The organism is Paenibacillus cucumis (ex Kampfer et al. 2016) (genome assembly GCF_019748695.1).
GTDB lineage: Bacteria > Bacillota > Bacilli > Paenibacillales > Paenibacillaceae > Paenibacillus > Paenibacillus polysaccharolyticus.
Genome location: NZ_JACLIC010000010.1, coordinates 114,981 through 136,378 on the forward strand (window position 1 = coordinate 114,981; position 21,398 = coordinate 136,378).

General features: G+C 46.1%; 21 protein-coding genes. 13 read left to right on the plus strand and 8 right to left on the minus strand.

Annotated elements, in window-relative coordinates:
* Window positions 1-329 precede the first annotated feature (329 nt).
* A complete protein-coding gene (locus tag H7T88_RS06890; RefSeq protein WP_090918381.1) occupies window positions 330-1,034 on the minus strand; it encodes an AIM24 family protein in 705 nt (234 codons plus the stop codon).
* Window positions 1,035-1,052: 18 nt separating this feature from the next.
* Window positions 1,053-1,508, minus strand: a complete 456-nt coding sequence (locus tag H7T88_RS06895) for a hypothetical protein (protein WP_221787763.1) — start codon at window positions 1,506-1,508, stop codon at window positions 1,053-1,055.
* A 332-nt stretch (window positions 1,509-1,840) separates the two neighbouring features.
* Between H7T88_RS06895 and H7T88_RS06900 the strand changes: the two genes are divergently transcribed.
* From H7T88_RS06900 to H7T88_RS06910, 3 genes are all read left to right on the plus strand, one after another.
* A complete protein-coding gene (locus tag H7T88_RS06900) occupies window positions 1,841-2,008 on the plus strand; it encodes a hypothetical protein (RefSeq protein WP_167375691.1) in 168 nt (55 codons plus the stop codon).
* Window positions 2,009-2,215: 207 nt separating this feature from the next.
* Window positions 2,216-2,911: a hypothetical protein gene (locus tag H7T88_RS06905; RefSeq protein ID WP_154890781.1), complete on the plus strand. Its 696-nt coding sequence runs from the start codon at window positions 2,216-2,218 to the stop codon at window positions 2,909-2,911.
* Between the two features lie 165 nt (window positions 2,912-3,076).
* On the plus strand, window positions 3,077-4,048 hold the full coding sequence (locus tag H7T88_RS06910) for a helix-turn-helix transcriptional regulator (protein ID WP_221787765.1): 972 nt from the start codon (window positions 3,077-3,079) through the stop codon (window positions 4,046-4,048).
* A 35-nt stretch (window positions 4,049-4,083) separates the two neighbouring features.
* On the opposite strand, the gene H7T88_RS06915 is transcribed toward H7T88_RS06910, so the two are convergent.
* Window positions 4,084-4,758 (minus strand): 3'-5' exonuclease, encoded by a 675-nt coding sequence (locus H7T88_RS06915; RefSeq protein WP_090918371.1) that lies wholly within the window; start codon window positions 4,756-4,758, stop codon window positions 4,084-4,086.
* A 551-nt stretch (window positions 4,759-5,309) separates the two neighbouring features.
* On the opposite strand from H7T88_RS06915, the gene H7T88_RS06920 reads away from it, so the two are divergent.
* Window positions 5,310-7,046 carry a proline--tRNA ligase gene (locus tag H7T88_RS06920; protein WP_221787767.1) on the plus strand — a complete coding sequence of 579 codons (1,737 nt, stop codon included), beginning with the start codon at window positions 5,310-5,312 and terminating at the stop codon, window positions 7,044-7,046.
* Between the two features lie 501 nt (window positions 7,047-7,547).
* On the opposite strand, the gene H7T88_RS06925 is transcribed toward H7T88_RS06920, so the two are convergent.
* The 4 genes from H7T88_RS06925 to H7T88_RS28650 form a co-directional block, all read right to left on the minus strand.
* On the minus strand, window positions 7,548-9,371 hold the full coding sequence (locus H7T88_RS06925) for a 5'-nucleotidase C-terminal domain-containing protein (RefSeq protein ID WP_221787769.1): 1,824 nt from the start codon (window positions 9,369-9,371) through the stop codon (window positions 7,548-7,550).
* Window positions 9,372-9,547: 176 nt separating this feature from the next.
* Window positions 9,548-9,964 (minus strand): ImmA/IrrE family metallo-endopeptidase, encoded by a 417-nt coding sequence (locus H7T88_RS06930; RefSeq protein WP_090918365.1) that lies wholly within the window; start codon window positions 9,962-9,964, stop codon window positions 9,548-9,550.
* A 46-nt stretch (window positions 9,965-10,010) separates the two neighbouring features.
* Window positions 10,011-10,427 (minus strand): type II toxin-antitoxin system RelB family anti-toxin, encoded by a 417-nt coding sequence (gene relB, locus H7T88_RS06935; protein ID WP_090918477.1) that lies wholly within the window; start codon window positions 10,425-10,427, stop codon window positions 10,011-10,013.
* Between the two features lie 172 nt (window positions 10,428-10,599).
* The gene (locus H7T88_RS28650; RefSeq protein WP_260510760.1) at window positions 10,600-10,722 is read right to left on the minus strand and encodes a hypothetical protein; all 123 of its coding nucleotides are present in this window, start codon (window positions 10,720-10,722) and stop codon (window positions 10,600-10,602) included.
* Window positions 10,723-11,140: 418 nt separating this feature from the next.
* On the opposite strand from H7T88_RS28650, the gene H7T88_RS06940 reads away from it, so the two are divergent.
* The 8 genes from H7T88_RS06940 (at window position 11,141) to H7T88_RS06975 (ending at window position 19,473) form a co-directional block, all read left to right on the plus strand.
* Complete coding sequence (locus H7T88_RS06940) at window positions 11,141-11,623, plus strand: ArpU family phage packaging/lysis transcriptional regulator (RefSeq protein WP_221787920.1); 483 nt, start codon at window positions 11,141-11,143, stop codon at window positions 11,621-11,623.
* A gap of 95 nt (window positions 11,624-11,718) precedes the next feature.
* Window positions 11,719-13,392 carry a GAF domain-containing sensor histidine kinase gene (locus tag H7T88_RS06945; RefSeq protein WP_221787771.1) on the plus strand — a complete coding sequence of 558 codons (1,674 nt, stop codon included), beginning with the start codon at window positions 11,719-11,721 and terminating at the stop codon, window positions 13,390-13,392.
* A gap of 19 nt (window positions 13,393-13,411) precedes the next feature.
* Entirely contained in the window at window positions 13,412-14,239 is an 828-nt protein-coding gene (locus tag H7T88_RS29015) for a response regulator (protein ID WP_221787773.1), read from the plus strand.
* Between the two features lie 211 nt (window positions 14,240-14,450).
* A complete protein-coding gene (locus tag H7T88_RS06955; RefSeq protein ID WP_090918359.1) occupies window positions 14,451-15,020 on the plus strand; it encodes an NADPH-dependent FMN reductase in 570 nt (189 codons plus the stop codon).
* 80 nt (window positions 15,021-15,100) lie between these two features.
* Complete coding sequence (locus tag H7T88_RS06960) at window positions 15,101-15,559, plus strand: VOC family protein (RefSeq protein WP_221787775.1); 459 nt, start codon at window positions 15,101-15,103, stop codon at window positions 15,557-15,559.
* On the plus strand, window positions 15,556-16,266 hold the full coding sequence (locus tag H7T88_RS06965; protein ID WP_221787777.1) for a VOC family protein: 711 nt from the start codon (window positions 15,556-15,558) through the stop codon (window positions 16,264-16,266). The genes H7T88_RS06960 and H7T88_RS06965 overlap by 4 nt, the downstream gene beginning before the upstream one ends.
* A gap of 144 nt (window positions 16,267-16,410) precedes the next feature.
* Window positions 16,411-17,361 carry a hypothetical protein gene (locus tag H7T88_RS06970; protein ID WP_260510761.1) on the plus strand — a complete coding sequence of 317 codons (951 nt, stop codon included), beginning with the start codon at window positions 16,411-16,413 and terminating at the stop codon, window positions 17,359-17,361.
* A gap of 408 nt (window positions 17,362-17,769) precedes the next feature.
* Window positions 17,770-19,473 carry a DUF4127 family protein gene (locus H7T88_RS06975; RefSeq protein WP_221787779.1) on the plus strand — a complete coding sequence of 568 codons (1,704 nt, stop codon included), beginning with the start codon at window positions 17,770-17,772 and terminating at the stop codon, window positions 19,471-19,473.
* 95 nt (window positions 19,474-19,568) lie between these two features.
* On the opposite strand, the gene H7T88_RS06980 is transcribed toward H7T88_RS06975, so the two are convergent.
* Window positions 19,569-20,045, minus strand: coding sequence for a hypothetical protein (locus H7T88_RS06980; protein WP_090918349.1), 477 nt, complete (start codon window positions 20,043-20,045; stop codon window positions 19,569-19,571).
* Window positions 20,046-20,406: 361 nt separating this feature from the next.
* Between H7T88_RS06980 and H7T88_RS06985 the strand changes: the two genes are divergently transcribed.
* A complete protein-coding gene (locus H7T88_RS06985; RefSeq protein WP_221787780.1) occupies window positions 20,407-21,360 on the plus strand; it encodes a hypothetical protein in 954 nt (317 codons plus the stop codon).
* Window positions 21,361-21,398: the final 38 nt, after the last annotated feature.

Below are 21,398 nucleotides of genomic sequence, written 5' to 3' on the forward strand. Positions count from 1 at the left end.
GGCATCCATCAAAAAACACACCTTCTTAATAACCGCTTCAAAAAAAGCTGCTATAAGCAAGTGTCCTTAGTTTTTTACGTACATCGTGACAACGTTATTACGTCAGCCCATATCCTTTTACAACTTAAACCTTAAGCCTAAGCATATATAAGATACGTGTAATCACGGAAAGCAGTACGCAAGACTGTAGCGACCTTACATAGGTCAAGTCTTGTAGAGGGAGTTCGCGAACCTCTCCCATGCCATAGGCATGGATTTTCTTCTTTAATTGTCCGGGTACAGTATACCATATCATTTACCGGATCGGCACATTTTTTAAAATCCCAAAATTACTTAATAATGACGTTGCCGAAGGGGATGACTTCTTTTAATATACGTTTGAATAAACCTTCATCATTGACGTCCTGTTGCAGTCTGTAGTTTTCACGTCCAGCTTGAAAAAGCACCGGGCCGTGTCCTGTCATTTTCCAATGATAGTTCATATGCTGACTGGCCAGGTTGTTTCCATATACGGTTAGTTCCAGATGGGCATTTTCAGGGTAAGCAATGACGCTTCCAGCATCTACATAGAGTGGTGCGGTGGGGTGAAGTTCTTGTTGGCATACCTGACCCTGTGTGAGCAAACCAATGGTTCCTTTGCCCGAGAATTTCATTTTCACCGCATCCCGGGTAATCAGCATGTTTTTGATCTTCTGAATTTTGGTCTGCATCGTGACACCTTCGGAATAGAAGAACAAGTGGCGAAAATCATAAAGCAAATCACTGTTCTCCGTAAGCTGCACTTCTTTCATGGTGAATCCCGGTGGAAGGGCGGCTACAAATTGGCATGGTCCAGTAATTTCTGATTTAATCAGCTTTTTTTTGCGATACATACCCGAGATATTCATGAATTTATCTTGTCTGTTGCTGCTGGCACCGCGAAAAGCAACAATTTGCTGCGGATGCAGAATATGAAGACGGTCATCCTGAATCAGTGAAAATGTAACCACTTGTCCGACTCCGCCAGCTTCAGCATGGTTCAGATGTATATGCATGCAGTAACTCCTGTTCTTTTATAGTCGGCCAGATCGCCGGCGCATTCCCCAGCGCATCACGCGAATCAGAAGGAAGTAACCTAATATGAGAGCAACAATGGTGATCACCATCGTTTGAATTCGCTGTGCGGTGGCTGTTCTGGCATCCTGTTCAGATTGAAGTTTGCTGACCATTTCGGTCAGTTTCTGGTTCTGAGCCAGGAGTTGATCATTTTGTGCTTTGAATGCTTCGACATTCGCCTGGGCTTGTCCGAGCTGGGCGGAGGTTTGATTTAGTTGCTCCAGTGTTTGCTTGTAACTCTCCTGTAATGCGTTCACTTCCCCAGGTAGTTCCGACACACGCTCCCAACCATTATAGATATCCGAGAATATATTCGCACTCGCTGCATTTGCAGTAGAACCGAGTATGACTGTAAATAGAATACATGTGGAGATAAACACCCGAATGAAATATCCCTGAATGGATTTTGGCATGATTAACACCTCTCTCTTCGGTAGGATCGATTCAGAGCTGAATTCGTCGTCATTTGTTGAATTCTCGCTCTTTCATTATACGTCAAAAACCTGGAGTTGGGTTCAAGAGGATTACGTTTTATTACCCGAATGTTTCGTGAAGATTGATGTTAACAAATGTTTTATTTTAAAAATCAGAGGGTAATACAAGAATAGCAGTACCCCGGACAGAGCAAACACAAAGATTTACTTCCGCTCCGGGTATATCCTGTTCACAAATATGCAATATAATGCTTAAAATTAATATATTTCGATTTTGAATAAGATCGTTAATAATGAAGGAGTAGAATAATATGTACGTATCAAACCAGAGCGCGTCAACGAAAACAATCATGATTACTTTAAATGGCGAGCCAGTCGGACGCAAACTGATTATTGACAGTGTAACTTATGCACCGGTTAATCAAACGGACAGTGCACAGTACATGCACAAAATGGAGCATAATCATCCAGCTGTTTAAGTTGGGACTTGTCATAGAGAAGGGTGTGAAAAGCTTGGCTAATAGCCAAGCTTTTTCGTCGTTTATTGTCGCTTCTAGGCGGATCAAGGGGAATAAAACTAATATAATGGAAAAAATTAATGAGAACATATGTTCCGTGACAATATAGTGTCCATTCACCCTGCTAACTTAGAAGATAATACACATAAATCGGGGGAGAGACTACCAGTGAACTCAGTCTTTGAAGTATCTTATTCGTGGAATAAAGAGGCCATACCGACAGGGGGAGCCGATCCCGTATATATGATGGTAGAGTGGCGTTACGGAGCCCCTGCCAAAAGACTTAGGAAAATAGCACCCAAAATTATGTCGAGAGATTTAGAGCTTTTGCTCAAACCGGAATATGGCGTTCAGCTTAAAGGCATTTATGGATGCCGATCGAAAGAAACAGATATTGGTTGGGTACTGCGACTTGGTGATGTACTCAAGGGAGAAAGTAAACAGATTTTGCTGGAATTTGCCGTAGGACCGCATCTATCAGGAAAAGCAGCGATATGTTCTGCCTATTGGAGTACCCGCAAGTTAAAGCAAAGTCAGCGTGTACTTCTTCGTCGGGAACAACTCTATATTCAGTATACAAGTCACCTGGGGATGCTAAGACAGCCAGAAGACCCGAAAGTAGAGAAAACGATTAAATTGAACGAAACCGTCCCCTTGCTTAAACAGGCTCTACGTGCTTATGAACGAGGCCGTACCCAGGAAGGTAGCGACATGTTGCGCCGTCATGCCGATGCACTGTTAATCGAAGCTGCACGCAAACAGGATCTGGATTATTTAACAGAAGCGGAGATTGTTGAGAAGCTTCGTTATCATTATGGTATTACGTTTACTGCCAATCGCCAAAATGTGAAAGAACATTGTTAGATCAATGAAAACGTAGTCAAGTGATGACCGTACAGAGAGAACCAGTTTACATAAGTTTTGAAGGTGAAGTTAAACAACAAGTCGAATGTATATATCCATACTATATCAGTCGAGGATGGAGCTGTATCATACTATTTGAAACAACATCATGGAGGGCCTGGCCAAATGACAGACCGACTAATCCGATTAATGCGCATTATTACGCTGGTCCAAGCCAAGCCGGGCATTCTGGCTCGGGAGCTTGCGGAGAGGTGCGAGACAACGGAAAGGACGATATACCGTGACATGGAGGCCCTCAGCGCAATGCATATTCCGATCGCCAATATGGGACACGGAAGAGGGTACATGTTTATCAGCCATTTTGCCATGTATCCGCTAAATTGGTCTGACGAGGAAGCCCAAGCTTTCATACAGCTTGCAGACGTTATGGAAGATATTCGTCCGCTATTAAAGCCTGCATTTGAGAGTGCCTACGAGAAAGTAGTAGCTTCAAGCCAGAAGAACAGAACCGAGCGAGTGGAATGGGCTGAGCAGGTCAGAGGAATGTTTAAAGAAGGAGGAATCGTCTGTCAAAATATAGACGGTGATGAATCGAGTGATTCGCTCCTTTTGTTGCTTCAAGCAGGAATTTCACAAAACAGCATGGAAGGGAAATATCAGTCTCAGGGAGAAATGGAGATGATTCGCTTTGATCCATATTGCCTGATTCCTCGGGAATATCAATTTGATCTGTTAGCTTATTGCCATCTCTCCGAGAGAATGAGAACGTTTCAGGTAAATCGGCTATACGATTTACGAATTATTCCACGTACCTTCCGCAAAAATGATTATTTAATCCAGTCTTATTTCCGTACTGCCTGGATCACGAGAGGAAGTACAGAAGAGACCGTGGTTAAAATTCGATTTTCTTCCCTAGTTGTGGACCGCGTGATGCAGGAACGCTTTTTTGTGCGCCCCGTTCTGACCAGAGAGCCTGAAGGTACCCTATTGTTTGAAACTGTAGTGAGTGATGCTGAGGGATTTTTCGTGTGGATATCCAGATACGGGCCAGAGGCTGAGATCCTGGAACCGGAACATTGTCGTAACCTGATGCAAGAACATTTGGAGCGCTGGCGGCAAGTGTACAATCCAAAATGAACTTCAGATTACAGGTTTAACGTCTGGATACCGTCTTACTCTTTGGCTTTAAAAAGATTGGCAAGATTGCCAAACGGTGATTCCTTTTCCTCATCATCCACAGCACTGGAGTAAACCACTTTGGAAGCAACGCCTTCATCATCCGCTGCGCAATTATTTTCTAATTTGAACTTGTCGAACTGGTGCATAAACACTTTAGCTGTATTAATGGCATCATCCAAAGCGCGGTGTTGTGTACCGTCAAATTCAATTCCACAGAGTTCAAGAGCCTGGGCAAGTCCGAGTTGCCGAAACTTTCCTTCTTTGTGCATGGCCCGCGACCATTGTTGCTGTAAATCATTATGATTGGTAATCCAGGCCACATCCAAATGATGTGTTCTGCAATGGGAGATGAATTTGTTGCGGTCATCTGGTCCCCAGGAGCACATATAATAAGGCTCATTGCCCATCCAATCGATGAATTGACGCAGTGCTGCCGGGAAAAGAGGGGCTGCATCGATGTCTTTCTGTGTGATTCCTGTGAACTGAACGGTGTCGGTAGACAGGACGGATTTGTTAGATGGACGAACATACGTATGAAAGGTGTCCGTGACTGTAAGGCCCGTATCCGGGTTCTCACTCACTTTGACAGCACCGATATCGATAATTTCAGAGGAGTAGCGTGTATTGCGACTTACTGTAAATTCAAGATCATATATAATATAGGACATAAGATAAACTCCTTTATGAAAGATACAAATTTCCATTCAGGGATCCGTACGTTAGATCCGTAAAATGTTAATCTCTATTCTACAGTGAACCTGGGGCTGTGTCAGCCATTGTTATGGATTTCGCTTGAAGTAGCTTGGCATAAGGGTTTCGAGTGACCTCTTCGTTTAATTGTATTGATTGACAAGTTCGTCTAAATGTTCTAATGTGATCAAAAATGAAAAATAGCGTTTACCGAGGACATAATCACGTAAGCTTGCTTCAACAGAGAGGGAATGGATTGCTGTAACATTCCTGTTGCTGCTGCGCAATTCCTACCTCGTTAGCTGCCAAGGGGAATGTCTGTTTCATAACAGGCTGAAACTTTCGCCGGAAGGGTCCGTTATGCCCCAGAGGACTGTATGTTAGCAGAGCGAGATATGAAACGACTGTATACAGTTAAATAAGGGTGGTACCACGACGCATTCGTCCCTTGACGAATGCGTCTTTTTGCTGTTCAAGATTTCATGTGCGTAGTGCCTACCTATCTGATCATAAAAGGAGTGTATTCAAGATGCGTCAAAGTGAAATGCTTGTTCCAACGTTACGTGAAGCACCAGCTGAGGCTGATGCAACGGGACACCGCTTGCTACTGCGCTCGGGTATGATTCGTCAAGTGGCCGCGGGAATATACAGTTATTTACCACTCGGGCGACGTGTGCTTCTGAACGTCGAGCGAATCGTTCGGGAAGAGATGGATCGTGCCGGGTGCCAGGAAGTATTGTTACCCATTATGCAACCAGCAGAGTTGTGGGAGGAATCCGGCAGATACACGCAATATGGTCCAGAGTTGATGCGTCTGAAGGACCGGCACATGAGAGAGTTTGCGCTTGGACCAACCCATGAGGAGGTCGTTACGGCCTTAGCTCGTGACGAGGTCAACTCTTACCGTAAGCTTCCCTTTACCTTGTATCAGATTGGAACCAAGTTCCGGGATGAGCGCCGTCCACGTTTTGGTTTGTTACGTGGCCGAGAATTTATCATGAAGGATGCCTATTCATTTGCTTCGGATTGGGAGGAACTGGATCGAACCTATCAGGCAATGAATACAGCATATTGCCGCATTCTGGAACGCTGTGGCCTGGACTTTCTTCGAGTTGAGGCAGATGCGGGAACCATTGGTGGACAAGGTGAGACACATGAGTTCATGGCTCTGGCTGATGTAGGAGAGGATACCATTGTGACGTGTAAAAAATGTGGTTATGCTGCGAATCTGGAGAAGGCGGCGTTTCAATCCGTAGAACCTGCTATCCTTACGAATGAACCAAAAGCTAATGAGCACACGGAAGTGTTACCGATTGAGACACCAGGTGTTCGTACCATCGCAGAATTATGCTCTTTCCTTGATAAGAAGGCCGAAGATATGATCAAAACATTGCTTTATCTGGCGGATGGTCAGCTTGTTGCTGCTCTTGTCCGTGGGGATCATGAACTGAACGATATTGCCTTGAAACAGGTGCTTGGCGCAGAGGAATTGGAGCTGGCTGACGATGCAACTATCGCCGCGCATTCCAATCTCACCGTCGGTTATCTTGGACCAGTGGGGCTTGGGTTACGTATGGTGGTAGACGCTGATGTGGCCACCATGAAACATGCAGTGACCGGAGCGAATGAGGCTGGCATGCATCTATCAGGTGTTCGTCCAGGCATGGATTTTGCGCTGGATCAAGTTGAGCGTATCCGTTTTGCCACTGCAGGGGATTGTTGCGTATCATGTGGCGAACCACTTGTGTTCACCAAAGGTATTGAAGTAGGGCACATATTCAAGCTGGGTAAAAAGTACAGCGATGCCATGGGAGCTTCTTTTCTGGATCGCAATGGCCGTCAGTGTGCACCTGTAATGGGATGTTACGGTATCGGGGTATCTCGTTTGATGGCAGCTATTGCTGAACAGTACGCGACGGAAGAAGGCATTCAGTGGCCTGTATCTGTAGCGCCTTATGATGTGCATCTTATCCCGGTAAGCTGGAAAGACGAGCATCAACAGAAGCTAGCTCTTGAGTTGGAGCAACATCTAATGGATTGTGGATTCCGTGTGCTCGTGGATGATCGGGATGAACGGCCGGGTGTAAAATTCAAGGATGCCGAGTTAATCGGGCTACCTGTACACATTGTTGTAGGCAGAGGAGCGGCCGAAGCACAGGTAGAACTGGGCTCTCATATGCTTGCTGATTCAGGCGAGACGAAGCGAATCAGTATAACGGCACAGGAAGCTGTGAATTACGTGAAAGAGCAAATGCGCCGAGATTAAGCATGGATGTAGCATATGAAGCGATGAAAATACATGTCATATGTGATAGATAACATTTGCCTATATAATAGGACTGAATATTGTGTCGATCTTTATTTTTAGCTGAATAAGCTAGAGGTTCCTTGGAAAACGGGACTCTAGAAGTAGAAAGAATGTCTAATCACAGAAAATAATCGTACCAAGTGACTATAGCTGGAAAATAAAAATCAGATTAATTGTGCTTTTGCTTATAAAGATACGTTAGGCTGGGCTATTCAAAGTGATACGGGTATAAGTATGCAAAACTAGCGTAAGCGTGGTTGTGCATCATCCGCGCCGTAAATCGCATAAATACGGATATTACAGGCATATATGTTCTAGTTCAGCAGGGGGTAGACATCAACTTTGAAGCCGAAAGCGGCATACAAGAGATTTATTTTTGAAATAGAAAACGAAAGGGAGTCCTTAGCCAGTGATCTGGATAAGGACTCCCTTTCGTCGTTTATTCGAAATGGTTGCAGATTAAGAAGCAGCAGGCAACTTCAATGTCTGACCTGGATAAATCCAGTGTGGGTTTTTGATTTTGTTGATCTGTTGAAGTGTCTGCCATGTTGTACCATATTGTTTGGAGATCGAATACAGAGACTCGCCTGATTTTACGATATGCAATTTAGCAGGGGCTGGAGCTGGTTTGCCCGGTGCTGGTTTGACCGGTTTCTCCGGCTTTGGTTTTTCTGGTTGAGGCTTGGTTGGTGTTGGTGCTGGAACAGGGGCCGGAGCCTCAGTACCCGGTGCTTCTGGTTCTACAGCGGCTTTCTTGCCTTCACTTATGCGGCCGTCGGTTTTAATATCGACTGCGCCGAGTTTTTGCATGTAGTTGATCAATGCCTCATCCAGTGCACCGTACATACCGGTTGTTGGATACTTGGCGAACATCGTGTACTCATCACCGCCGACAGCTGTGAAGTCATTGGTTGCAAGGGTGTAGGTCGCGGCTGGATCAAGAGTTTTATCACCAACCATTACGGTATGAACACGGCTACCTTTTGCAGCAGCGGCGTCAATTTTGAATGTAATTCCGGATACTTGCGGGAATCCACCACTTGGTTCCGGGTAGGAACCTACACCGTTCTCCAAGGCTGCGAGTACATCAGAGCCTTTTACATCAAGGGTAACGACTTGGTTGCCAAAGGGAAGAACGGTAATGACATCACCTTTAGTTACGATGCCCTTTTCAATAGAAGAACGAATACCTCCGCCGTTAGTCAAAGCGATATCGGCTTTGCTGACATCACGGATTGCATCAGCCAGCAAGTCTCCTAGATTGGTCTCGCCAGCACGTACTTGTTCACGTTTACCGTCGAGTAGAACAGCGGTATTTGCTACTTCTTCTTTCAGGATCGGTTCTTGTTTTTTCTGAATGGAACTTACGAGTGCTGCAACATTCCCATTGGGTTTAATGTCTTTGGCCCCGGTTTCATCCACTAATGTTGCTGTTTTCTTCGAAACTTTGCCGCCGTCTACCCACAGGTCAATGACACCTACATAATTGGTATATTCACCTGCACTTGCAATCAAAGTTCCATGATCAGATACAAGTCCGTTTTTCAATACGGTATGGCTATGTCCATCGATGAACACATCAATGCCCGGCACCTCTTTAACGACTTTGAAGCTTGTATCCGTACTGGAAACATCTTGTCCAAGGTGTCCGAGAACAACGACAACATCGACTTTGCTACGAATTTCATTCACAAGAACTTTAGCTTCTGCAGAAGGATCTGTAATTTGCAGACCTTCTACGTTTTTCGGGTTCGTTTTGTACATGGTTTCTGGTGTAGTCAAGGCAATAATTCCGATCTTCACACCATCCACTTCTTTAATAAGGTACGGTTCGAAGATACGAGTTCCATCTTTTTTCTTTACGTTTGCACTGAGCATAGGGAATTTCATCATCTTCGCCAGCTCCATGAGACGTTCCGAGCCATAGTTGAATTCATGGTTACCAGGTACCATCGCCTGATAGCCTATTTCGTTCATGACCTGCACAATGCTCTCGCCTCTAACAAGAGTTGCAAATGTGGTACCGTGTACCGCATCGCCTGCATCCAGCAAGAGGGTGTTAGGATTTTCGCTGCGATATTTATCAACGATGCCTGCGACTTTGGCAAAACCCATAGCAGGTGATTGTTCCACTGCTCGAGCATGCATGTCATTGGTATGTAGGATAGTGATGTGTTTACCTGTTCCTGGAGCAGAATCCGTTGCTGCTGCCGCAATGCCTACACTGCCGAACAGTAAACAAACCGTTAGCAGAAGTAAAACAACGTTTTTCCAGTTTTTCATGAATCCGAAACCTCCCAAAATAGTAATCTATTAGAGCGTTTATACAGCTCATGTAGTATTTTAACAGACTATGTTGAGGAAATCTCGTGATTTGCGTAAAAATAAGTAACCTGAAAGTGACATCTGATTCTGCCTGGAAAACGGGTTCAACACTACATGATAAAGAACGTATGTTCTTAATTACTGTAAAAAAAATGCTGCGCATCACGCGGCAGTCCGGTACGTAAGCAAAATTTCTCAAGAGATTCTTCCGGTTCCGGTGTGACTCCGGCCGTCAATAGTTGAATGGCAAAAAGATTGGCTTGTCTCTCCAATTTGCCTGGAGCGAAGTAGGAATGCTCCTCAAGGAAGAAACGGTTAATTCCTTTGTGCAGTCTGTCATGCCCCAGTTCATGTGCACATACAAATCGCTGCCATTCAGGGGGCAAGTCATTGTGAATCACAATAAATCTGCGACGAAGTTTACGGAAATACAGCCCTTTCGTCGACTTGCCCAGATTCGTAAAACGAATCTGTATTCCTACAGCACGGGCAATGCTGAACGGACAGTTGGTTCGGTGTTTGCGAATCAGCTTGGTTACGATGTCATCCATATGATCTCACCTGCAGTTTCAATAAGTTTGAACTCGCGTCCTGGTCTCATGGGCGTTGATCCGATTCGCCTGGCTTTTTCCGTTTATTCATCTGTTTGGCTTCCCAGAACAAACCAGTCAGCACGTCTTTGATCCGTTTCTTGTCCTCTTCATCCAGCGGAATACCGTCGAACATCAGATCGTCGTCATCCTCCAGCATTTTTTTAAAATCCCGGCGATCCTTGTACGTTGCCCATTCCGGTACTTCCTGAGGGTTCGCCTCAAGGCCTGTCTCCATATAACCTGCCTGTTTCATCATGTCTGAGTAAGGTACGGCGAGTGCGTCGGCAATTTTTCGGATCGTTGCTGGTTTAGGCACCCCGCGCACACCATTTTCAATCCGTGAAATCTGTGAATTGCTTATTCCAGCCGCTTCAGCGAGCTGGTTGATGCTGAATCCCTGCTGCTCTCGCAGTTGTTTCATATAAGGACCAAAAGCGTGCTCCACAACTCATGCATCTCCTTCGACTCGTCATAAGTGCTTGTGATTATAAAGAAGTTCGTTCTGCTCATGCGACGTTCTGCAAACTTACCCGTTCCGAAAGCGGATCATTCTTTCGATCGCTGTTATCCCCGGATTTCCTGTCATGTTCTCCTTAAAGGGAGAAATCCGGTGATAAAGGCGAGCGCTCCGCTTCTCCAGAATTGATTCCGCCTCCTGCACTTCGTCTGTGCGCCTGCCGACGTGGAATCATTCCCAGAGCCATGGACTTCTTCATAAAAACAAATGACTTATACGAGTTCAGTAATTATCTGTACTATATCGTATATATACCATTAGGTAAAGAGATATGAAACATTTATGCCAAAAGGTATAGAAAATGAGAGCGAAGGTTTTATTTTATCGTCTAAATGACCCAAAATGAAGGTTTACTCTTTTCTCCAGAAAGTGGTATCCTCTAATAGAAATACGAACAAAGTACGAACATAATGTAAACAGAGAGCCGTTTCCAAAAGGCAATGGAAGAAAAAAATAAAATACGTTATGTTTTGAAAAATCGGAACAATTCTATGTGGGAGACAGTCTTGGCTAGAAGATGGGGATGAGCAGAAATATCAGTATGAGTCGTCAAAATGGAATGAAATATAGAGTGAATTAACATTAGGAGGAGAATGACTATGGCAACGATGACAAATATGGAATTGATATTACCGGAATTGGATCGTCGGAAAACGCAGGCAGCTGTCGAGGCTGTATTGGAGAAGTATCGGATTTATAAAACGATTGCTTTTGAAGAACGTGAGGTGCAGGTGACTGCAAGTTATACGGAACGTTTTCATGGGGCTACCAATGTCACAGGAGATTCTACCGCGAAAACAGCAATCTTTAATGTGGATGTCCAGCGAGCGCGTCAGGCTTACTGCGATACCATTGATCATATCGTATCTCGGCTCAGTGAGAAAGAACGGGTATTGGTAAACGAGCGCTATATGAAGGACGATGATGTCTTTGACTATAAAATATACAACCATGTTTTTGATCCGCCTGTGAGCAAGGATACCTATACCAAGATTCGTACCCGTGCTTTTTACAAATTGGCGCTGGCTTTGTCTGACCGTGGGCTGATGAATATGGAACCTCTGTCATGCACAAGAAAAGAACGGAAGAAGTCTGGCTGAGCATTAGGCAAAAAGTTGAAGCTTTCATATCCCCGAAGGATTGGTTACAATGGTTTGGACAAAATCACAGACGGAGCATCTGAGGGGGAGTGCCAATGCCGGAAGAGGCTGGAATGCAGGAAATGGTGACACTGAAAACCATTGCGGAAACGTTAAACACCTCCAATGACCTTAGTCTGATGCTGGATACGGTGGTTGGCAAATTACTTGAGCTAACCGGACTCACGGCGGGATGGCTTTTTCTCATCGATGAACGCGGAGAGTATGCCTGTGTATCAGACTATAACCTGCCGCCAGCTTTAATTCGAAACGATAAAGAGCCCATGAGAACGGGAACGTGCTGGTGTATCAATCGTTTCAGGGATGGAAGGCTGCAGCATGCGGTTAATATCATTAACTGCAAACGTCTTGAAGATGCTGTGGAGTTTAAGTGGGGAGACACACAGGATATTACACACCACGCTACAGTCCCACTGCGCTCGGGTGAACGAATGTTGGGACTGCTCAATGTGGCAGCGCCAGGTAAAGAGGTTTTCAGCGATAGCGAACTCGCGCTTTTGCAGGCGGTAGCCTATCAGATTGGCAGTGCAATGGAGCGAATGCGATTGTATCGTGCGGAGCAACGACGGGCAGAACTTTATGCCCGGCTCGGAGATTTCGGTACAGCATTAAGTCTTGCGATCAATGAGTGTACCGAGTCGAATGCATTGCCTGATACCGTGGTAAGGTTACTTGGCAAGCATTTTGATTGGCCGTTCGCCGCGCTTGTACAACAAACGAATAGCACATTTCATATACATGCAATGTATGCTCATGGTGAGGTATGGACGGACACGCCAGATCCCCTTTCCTTGGACGGGACACGCCTTATGGATCGGATCGTGGATCACTATCGTGCAGCCATCCTATCCGCAGATGAACTTGCTGAAATATTCTGCCAATTCAGGCTTGAATTTCAATGGGGTGAATTTGCTTCAGGGGTTGGTGTGCCTCTCCCATATCATGCACCAGAGGAACCAGGAGTGCTGATCGTTGGTACTAAGTCACGATCTCTTGATCTGATCCGGGCAGACAAAGAAGTCCTTGAGGCTCTGGCAGAACATATCATTGCTTCACGGGAGAGCTTGAAGCTGGCAGATCATCGGCGCGAACTGGCGAGGCTTGAAGAGCGGAATCGGCTTGCTCGGGATTTGCATGATTCGGTGAATCAGATTTTATTCTCCCTATCGCTGACGGCGAAAGGTGCAGAGAGTATGCTCTCCGGTTCGGAACCGGTGCATCCGGCAGCAGAAGTGATGAGAGATATACGAGCTTTGTCCCAGGAAGCGCTCAAGGAGATGCGAGCGTTGATTATGCAACTTCGTCCATCAGGTTTGGAGGCCGGATTGGTAAGCGCGCTTCAGGAGTACGGTGCAAAACAGGGGCTTCAAGTTATCGCTGATCGTAAGGGGATGCGCTCCATACCACGTTTTATTGAAGAAGGTTTGTGGCGTATTGGTCAGGAGGCGCTGAACAATATTCGGAAGCACGCAGGGGTATCCTCGGCATGCATACAGCTTGAATTCAGTGAACGTGAAGCGAAGCTCACGATCTCCGATCGGGGGAAGGGCGGTGCTAAGCGACGGAAGCCATCATCGGAAAGTTCACTCGGATTGTCGATTATGAGGGAGCGTGCGCAATCACTCGGAGGCAAGCTCAATATATGGAGTTCTTCGCGTAAAGGAACAACCGTGACGGCAGTTATACCACTTCCGCATGAAACGGAATAGAGTCAGGAGGCAGGCAAAGATGCCGATTACAATATTACTTGCCGACGATCATGTCATGGTCAGACGGGGACTACATGTTTTTCTGAAAACGCAGGAGGATATGAAGGTTATCGGTGAAGCATCGAACGGGCAAGAAGCCTTGGAGCAAGCGCAGGACCTGGAGCCGGATGTTATTCTGATGGATCTTCATATGCCTGTCATGGACGGTATTGAAACAGCCAGGCGTTTGCGTAATCTGCTACCACATACACGGATCATCGTGCTAACTTCGTTCTCGGATCAGGATCATGTCGTTCCTGCCGTTCGTGCAGGCGTAAAGGGATATCTGCTCAAAGATATCGAGCCTGAGGATTTAGCCGTTGCGATCCGTAATGTGCATTCCGGTCAGGTCGAATTACATCCGGCGGCTGCAAGTCAATTGATGCACGTCATGGCATCGATGGATATGCTGTCAGAAGCAAGTCGAGTGGAGGGCAGGTCTCAAGAGGAAACGCTTTTCCAAGGTTCGAACCAGACTGTACACCAAACGAGTGGACCAAGTGAACGGAGTAATCCGAGTAAGTTAGATGAACCAGGTTATTCAAGTCGTTCAAATCATTCAAGTCATTCATGGAACTCTAATCCATCGAGTCCTCCGTCCGATGAAGGTCTAAATGCACTCACTCGCCGTGAACGCGAAGTGCTGGGGCTGATCGCTCAAGGGCTGAGCAATAAAGAGATTGCGGTTCGGCTTGTGATTACGGAGAAAACAGTTAAAACACATGTCAGTCATCTGCTCGATAAACTAGGGCTTGCAGACCGTACTCAGGCAGCGCTTCATGCTGTTCGGAATGGCTGGGAACTGTAGTGAGTTGCAGGCTATCATTGTAGTCGCCAAATTCAGACAAAATTCAGACTAAAGTCGTATGAACTCAACCGAAAGGTTGAGTTTTTTTGTGCTGAAGTTAAGTCCATTAGCTGACGAATGCCGACCTACATCAAGGTAAAATAAGGATAACCAAAGTCGAGAAGCAAGAGCATGGATGACGATAATAACAGCGATCAGGAGAGTGATTGTAATGAATATTGTGATATTGGCAGGCAGCAACCGAAGAAATGCAACGAGCACACGTCTGGGTGAATATGCCGTAGAGATCATTCAAGGACAAGGACACGAGGCGAGCTTGTTTAATCTGTATGAAAAACCACTGCCATTCTATGCTCCGGATGAAAAGCAAGAGACTGACGAGAACCTGGCAGCATTGAATACCTTGATGCTTGCGGCGGATGCCATCATTCTTTCTACACCGGAGTACCACGGTAGCATAAGCGGTGTACTTAAAAATGCGCTGGATCACCTAAGTCAGGCTCATTTCAGCGGCAAACCCGTTCTGTCGATCAGCTCCGCGGGAGGAGCGGTTGGGGTAAGCTCACTTACCCAAATGCAAACCATGGTACGTAATCTGCACGGAATTAATGCTCCGGAATGGATTTCCATTGGTGGTGCGCAGCGCAGACGATTTGAAGCGACGTTTGACGGATATGAGGAATACGAAGGAAGTCAGGATATTGAGGAACGGGTGCAGCGTGTACTGGGCTCTTTTCTGAATCTGGCTCAGACGTTAACGGCGGCAAGAAGCGCACTGTAGAGTAATCCAGCTGACAATTAGGGCATCATTTCAATTAATAAAATTCATCATTTTAACGAAATAGAAGGAGGGAATACAGCATGATTAAAGGTTTATATGAAACCCATCTGAATGTTACAGATCTTCAAAGATCACATCATTTCTACGAGAAGGTACTTGGATTACCTCTTGCTAGTGAAAACCCGGAACGCGGATACTTATTTTACTGGATTGGCGGCGAGCGCCATGCCATGCTAGGGTTGTGGGAGAAAGATCCCGCGCAGGTGCAACGTCAGCACTTTGCTTTTCAAGTATCCCTGGAAGATATGAAACATGCCGTTGAATACCTTGAAAACAAGGGCATCGCCACCCGTAATTTTCTGGATGATGACATTGGAGAGCCATATGTTTTTGGCTGGATGCCAGCGGTTTCTGTTTACTTTGCCGATCCGGATGGTCACTCGTTAGAATTCATTGCTGTGCTGCCGGACGAAGCGAAGCCAGAGCTTGGTTTGGTGCCGTGGAGTGAATGGGAGAAAATGCATGGGAGAAGCATATGATCATAGAGGAAGTACTGTTTTATAGCGTAAAGCTGGAGGAACTGCATCATTTCTATGGAGTTACGCTGGGCATGAGGGTATCCGAGATTAATCCTGTGGAGGAAGCCTTCACTTTGCAGGCCGGAAGTACCAAAATGATATTCAAACATTGGAACACTGCATCCCAAGTAGAGGGAAAGGGCCGAGCGCCGTTCTATCATTTTGCCTGGATGATCCCGACGAATCAGTTTCAGGAAGCCAAGCAGTGGGCGGCGTCACGAGTGAGGCTAAGCACAGATGGAGAGCGGGATGAAACTTACTCTAACAACTGGGACTCCCACTCACTATATTTTGAAGATCCGGCTGGGAACATTGTGGAGCTGATTGCTCATCACAGGAAAAACAACGAGCAAGAGCGCGCATTTTCGGTGGAAGATATTTTGAAGGTGTGTGAGATCGGGCTGGTTTCGGAGGATGTGCCAGCCACAGTGCACGAACTGGAGAAAGCAGGATTATCCCGCTGGGGCGAAGGAAGTGATACGTTTTCTCCTGTAGGTGATCGAAACGGTTTGTTTATTGTGGTGAGGAAGGAACGAGTATGGTTTTTCTCTAATCAAAAGGCACAGATTTTCCCGTTAGAAGCTACGATCCATCAAGTGGGCAAGCTTCAATTCAATGGAGATGGCAGCGACTCTTCAGGATATTCCGCCACTGGAGTGTCCGTATAAAATATCTTTAGATCAGATATAGCGCAAAAGGGGAATAAGTATCTGAACTCCATCATGTTATAGAAGTAAACGCTTTATTTTATTGGAATCAGGAGTAGTCCGGCTTGTAGCGAGGCTTCCATAACTTGAAGGGGGATGGCACACTTGGATCGACGTTTGTTGGAAGAGGGACTAGCGACAATTGCCTCCAGTCGGGAACGCACCGGTGATCTATGGCATGCCCATTATGGGGCAGGGGCAATTGCGGCTTACTTTTGGGTGAGGGAAAATCGTCTCACGGCCCTTGCCGCTGGCAGTGTTACCGCGGAAGCGAAAGCGATGCTTCGCCAGCATGGGACACATATCAGTCATACGGCTTCACCAAGTGAACGCATGCCGTTAGAAGAAGCCGAAGCGCGTATTGCAGACGCGCTGGAGCACACGATTGGCGAGTTGTACTGGGTAGGACACCAAGTGATCTATGGAGCGATTAGTCTCAAAGCCATTCGTGAACTGGAAGGATGGGGCACCGTAGAAGAGATTGAGCAGATTGCTCAATTAATTGAGTCGTTTGAACGCACGATTCCAGGCAGATCCTGGGTGAATACAACGGTAAAAGAGATTCGCCTTATGCAGCTGGACGAGAATGACAATTTTCCTGAGATACTGCATCCGATTCAGTTGTCTCAGTTCATTCTGGAGGAACTTGGTGCGTTTCGTACGATTTATCAAGCGGAAGTCCATCATGATCTGATTGGACATATGCTTACCTACGGTCATGCGCTGAACATGCTTTATGAGCTGGGATATCAGGCCCTGTTTTATAAAGGCATTCCGCCTTTTCTCAAAATGGTCAAGGCCTTGCGCTTGAGCCGTGATATCGATCTGACGCCGGAGGCAGCCACGCTGCAATCCCCTGTGGACATGTTACCATTAGAACAAGCTGAGCGGTCACGTGCTCTTCCGCATGAATTGGAGTACTGGTTGACGGATCGGCGCTGCCGTGACTGGTATGGCGGGCATATTTTCAAATTTCCGTTCAGCTTCTATCACCATGCCAAACATGAGGAACCTATGCCTGAAATTTGGGAGAACTTCCGTTATATTATTGCGTAGGAAGTATAACAAACAAATCACATTCTATACAATCTATATGTATCTAGTAAACCTTAGAAAGATCCATTACTCAAAATTAACGTTCATTAAATCAAGCACTTGTCCAAGCGGCAGGTGCTTTTTCGTCATTTCCATTTTCTCGCAGAAAACCAACGAGAAATCGGCGTAATTCATCCGCAATACCGTCTGTATGAGGGAGAAAAGAAGGTAAGATGATATTATCGGATCAGAAGCAAGGGAGCAACGTGTAGTGTACAGTGTACAATGTCTATACGACGTGCAAGAAACAGAAAAGTAGATCCCGTACGAAAGTCAGGCCAGCAAATGCTGGTTTTTTTTCATTTCGGTGATTGCGCCCTTGCCCTGATCGGGTATTGAAGAATATCAAAAAACAGGAGGCTACATGATATGAAAACAGTATTGTATGTACCACTCGATGATCGTCCGGCGAATCTGGATGACGTAATTGTACAAGGTAAAGCAGCCGGTCTTCACATCGTTACACCCAACCTGAAAGATATCAAGAACCGTTTGGATACGAAGAAGACGAGCGACGGCACAACGCTACTGGGCACTTCGACGCCCATTTACGGGAATCCGTCCAACATCTATGATTTCATTGTCAAACATGCAGCGAAGGCAGACGGTTTCATCATTTCAACGGATATGCTCGCTTACGGTGGATTGATCGGCAGCCGTCAGCTTCGCGAAAACGGCGGCGGAACGTATCCGTCATATGACGAGCATACGACTCATTTGCTGGACGTCATTCGAATCATTAAAACGAAGTACCCGCGCAAACCGTTGTTTGTGATGGATACGATTATGCGACTGGCAACGACTTCGTTTGCAGATGGATTGGCACTGGATGCGTATAATGAATCTCGCTCTCTGATGCAACAACCACGCCAAACCTTTACGGAATTTGAAGATATTATTCAAGGATATAACGTTTCTCCAGATGGAGTAGAATACGGGGAAACCACATATTTCGATAAACCGAAATACTATAATACAAGACAGCACAAGTTCAAAACCAACCGTTACATTCTGGATCACCTGGCTCGTACAGGATATATTGATTTCCTTGCCGTTGGTGTGGATGATGCGAATACCCAAGGGGTTCAGATCAACGAGATCAAGTATGTCGAAGCGCGGATTAACGAATGGCTTGGCGGTACGGATGGACAGAACCCGGATCGTGCGATTATTTTGCCGGATGCCGATGGATTGGGACATGCTTTGGTCGCACGGATGGCGAATCAGCTGTTCAGAGGTGGGGCTAAAACAAAATATGGCGTGAAGTATTACGGGCCACACGGTTCGACGATCATCAATACCTATGAATATATGGATGTACACCAAAACGTTGTCCACCACGTCGATATCGTCGGCGGTGTTATGATTGAGGATGGGGCAGATTCCGCAGTGGATATGGAGATCATCGCCATTACAGCACTTGATCAGGTGCAGGAGGCGGTGGAGCGTTTGGCAACGAATGGGGAGCAGGGGTTGCCTTCGATCCTGATTGATTTTGTGGGTAAAGGGCCTGCGAACGTCGATGTGGCTGAAGTATTGCTCAATAGTCCATATACCGGACGTGTACTTGGATACAGTGCCTGGAATACACCGGGAAACAAAATTGGTCTTGCGGTTGGCATGGCACAATCAAGATTTGCGCTAATCACTACGGAAAAGCATAAACATAAGTTGCGGGATGCCATGAATGCACACGGCTCACTATTGTTCAAACGTTTCCTGAAGGACTACAGCTACAAAGCGGTAGCCATTGCCGATGTTCGCACCTATTCGCGTGCGCATGCCCTGTATACCAATGTGGCAACACTGGCGGATCAGAATATGGTGCTGTTTAACTCGGAAGAGGACTATGCTCATCTGCAAAGCTTGTTACGCGATCTCATGCAGACACACACCGCTGAACTGGCGAGCAAACCGGCTTTCGGGCAAGGTAATCCGGCCATCCGCCAAATCTGTGACGGGCAACTGACGTACGCCACGTATAACGGTGCACTTCTGGAATACAATAACCCTGATTTCATCTGGGGACGCGCGTTCGAAATTACGCTGAGCCCGCAGGTGAGGATGAATTAAAATCATGTTTTAGAATGACAGGAGAAATGGGCTGTAGTTTAAGTTGAGAACGAATAAAGCGAGCTACTCATGAACGGTAGCTCGCTTTCCTATTCTCAATTCCAAGCAACTATGATGACGAACATCATAGCTACGACAAAAGAAAGTATGAGAAATGATTTATTATTGTGACGCTTATGTGCGATCCATAACCCATAAGAAGACATGAGAGATGAGATAAAGAAAAATAGGTAGAACAACATTCCTTCTGGAGAAAATAGAAAAGCACTGCTTGTAAAGTTCCAAAATCCAGGAAGAATAGGGATAGAATATACGGGGACAATGGCTGCAAGTGTGAATAACAGCGTTTGTGTCCAAAGAAAGTACTTATTCATCAATTTCAATAGAAGAATGGATAAGAGAAATAATAGCAAGGTTACTGTGAAAAAAGAGGGGGCTGTCCACATGAGAAGTTGTCCCCAACCACTCATTTTTTCATCATAAAGTAGAAATAAACTCAAAGTATAAGCAACTACACCTGCCAAATAACTTGAGATGAACACCCAGATGTAAAATAGATCAGATTTCTTCATTTAATCGCCTCCATTCTAATAGAACACGATCACTTTATTAAGGGTATGTTTTTATCATGTAAATGTCTATCTTTATGAGAAAAAAATCACATAAGAAGTGTCGTCTTTTTACCTCCCAAGCTCCGCCCTTATTCGCGCACAAGTCAACCCAATCACCATCCGCGGTAGGGGAAAAAGGCTGTAAGATAGTATTATCGGATCAATTGCCGAGGGACACACCGAAAGCACATACGCTAATGTACAGACCAGCCAATACGGCTGGTCTTTTTGATGCGGTGAGATTGTCCCTGCATTTTGATCCGGTTTCTACTTGGAGTGTGGAAAAAGGGGGAGTCCCGAACTGCCACATGGTTGCTGTAACATGCGGGCAGTATTCATTTTTACGGCGGAAGGGGGCGAAATGAATGTGTCTATTAGCACACGTATTAAAAAGACGTTAAAGCAGAAGCTTGCGGCTCTTATACCTGCTTGGGAAGGCCGCGTGCAGGATATTCCCGCTTCGGGTGAAGTATTGTCAGGTCCATGCGCAGTTGTTGCTTTTGCCGAAGAAGTACCGAAGTCAGCTTGGGCAGGATACAGGCGAATCATCAAGATTTCACCGTATGCCCGATCGGAAGACGGGGGTGCAGAGCTGGTGGAGGTCTGGTCAGCATCGTTAATCGCGGGCTTGCATCAGGTGCGGCTGGAGGATGAGGAAGGTGGAGCTTTTACTTGCCTCTATCTGGGTTCTACGGACAGCGACCGTGCAGATGTTGCCTCAGGTTTGATCACACGTAGTTTGCGCTTTGGTGTGTACGTTCCTGAACCGCAAGGTGCCGCCGGGAATAGCCCTGTGATGGATGACCCTTGGCTTGTTGCACTGCAGCTTTGGACAGCGAACATGCTAGGATCGAACTGGTCTGTGTATGCCAATAGTTGGCCAGGTGGGTATAGGATGCCGTCTGTACTGTGGCGATTAAACGGGAACAGTACCGCGGTGGCGGGAACCTCGGCGCTTGAAGTACGCAAACAGTGGATCGGGCATGTTCTTACCGATGATACAATTCTGACGGATCAGGCGGCAAGTTATCTGGTCAAGCAATTGGCACTTCAATCGCGGATTCCAATGACTCCATCGGATAGTGAGGAAGCTGGAGCTAACACGATGGGCGAGAGTCACACACGTTATGTGACAGTAGATGAGGTAACAGCGGATTTGCAAGCCGATGCGTATCTGAATGGACAGATTCGTCTAACGTTAACACAGCGAATCCGTCGTCCGGTTACAAGTGCACCTCTTATGCGTGAGATCCACCATAACAAAGGAATCGAGTAAAAGTAAGCCCCAGAGAAGTTATCACTAAGGGATAGTTT

Coding starts and splice junctions, on each gene's coding strand:
- H7T88_RS06985 (WP_221787780.1), top strand. CDS start 20,407: ATGCGGGCAGTATTCATTTTTACGGCGGAAGGGGGCGAAATGAATGTG.
- H7T88_RS06900 (WP_167375691.1), top strand. CDS start 1,841: ATGTACGTATCAAACCAGAGCGCGTCAACGAAAACAATCATGATTACT.
- H7T88_RS06955 (WP_090918359.1), top strand. CDS start 14,451: ATGAATATTGTGATATTGGCAGGCAGCAACCGAAGAAATGCAACGAGC.
- H7T88_RS29015 (WP_221787773.1), top strand. CDS start 13,412: ATGCCGATTACAATATTACTTGCCGACGATCATGTCATGGTCAGACGG.
- H7T88_RS06980 (WP_090918349.1), bottom strand. CDS start 20,045: ATGAAGAAATCTGATCTATTTTACATCTGGGTGTTCATCTCAAGTTAT.
- H7T88_RS06940 (WP_221787920.1), top strand. CDS start 11,141: ATGGAATTGATATTACCGGAATTGGATCGTCGGAAAACGCAGGCAGCT.
- H7T88_RS06975 (WP_221787779.1), top strand. CDS start 17,770: ATGAAAACAGTATTGTATGTACCACTCGATGATCGTCCGGCGAATCTG.
- relB (WP_090918477.1), bottom strand. CDS start 10,427: ATGAAACAACTGCGAGAGCAGCAGGGATTCAGCATCAACCAGCTCGCT.
- H7T88_RS06920 (WP_221787767.1), top strand. CDS start 5,310: ATGCGTCAAAGTGAAATGCTTGTTCCAACGTTACGTGAAGCACCAGCT.
- H7T88_RS06890 (WP_090918381.1), bottom strand. CDS start 1,034: ATGCATATACATCTGAACCATGCTGAAGCTGGCGGAGTCGGACAAGTG.
- H7T88_RS06945 (WP_221787771.1), top strand. CDS start 11,719: ATGCCGGAAGAGGCTGGAATGCAGGAAATGGTGACACTGAAAACCATT.
- H7T88_RS06930 (WP_090918365.1), bottom strand. CDS start 9,964: ATGGATGACATCGTAACCAAGCTGATTCGCAAACACCGAACCAACTGT.
- H7T88_RS06910 (WP_221787765.1), top strand. CDS start 3,077: ATGACAGACCGACTAATCCGATTAATGCGCATTATTACGCTGGTCCAA.
- H7T88_RS06915 (WP_090918371.1), bottom strand. CDS start 4,758: ATGTCCTATATTATATATGATCTTGAATTTACAGTAAGTCGCAATACA.
- H7T88_RS06965 (WP_221787777.1), top strand. CDS start 15,556: ATGATCATAGAGGAAGTACTGTTTTATAGCGTAAAGCTGGAGGAACTG.
- H7T88_RS06925 (WP_221787769.1), bottom strand. CDS start 9,371: ATGAAAAACTGGAAAAACGTTGTTTTACTTCTGCTAACGGTTTGTTTA.
- H7T88_RS28650 (WP_260510760.1), bottom strand. CDS start 10,722: ATGAAGAAGTCCATGGCTCTGGGAATGATTCCACGTCGGCAGGCGCAC.
- H7T88_RS06960 (WP_221787775.1), top strand. CDS start 15,101: ATGATTAAAGGTTTATATGAAACCCATCTGAATGTTACAGATCTTCAA.
- H7T88_RS06895 (WP_221787763.1), bottom strand. CDS start 1,508: ATGCCAAAATCCATTCAGGGATATTTCATTCGGGTGTTTATCTCCACA.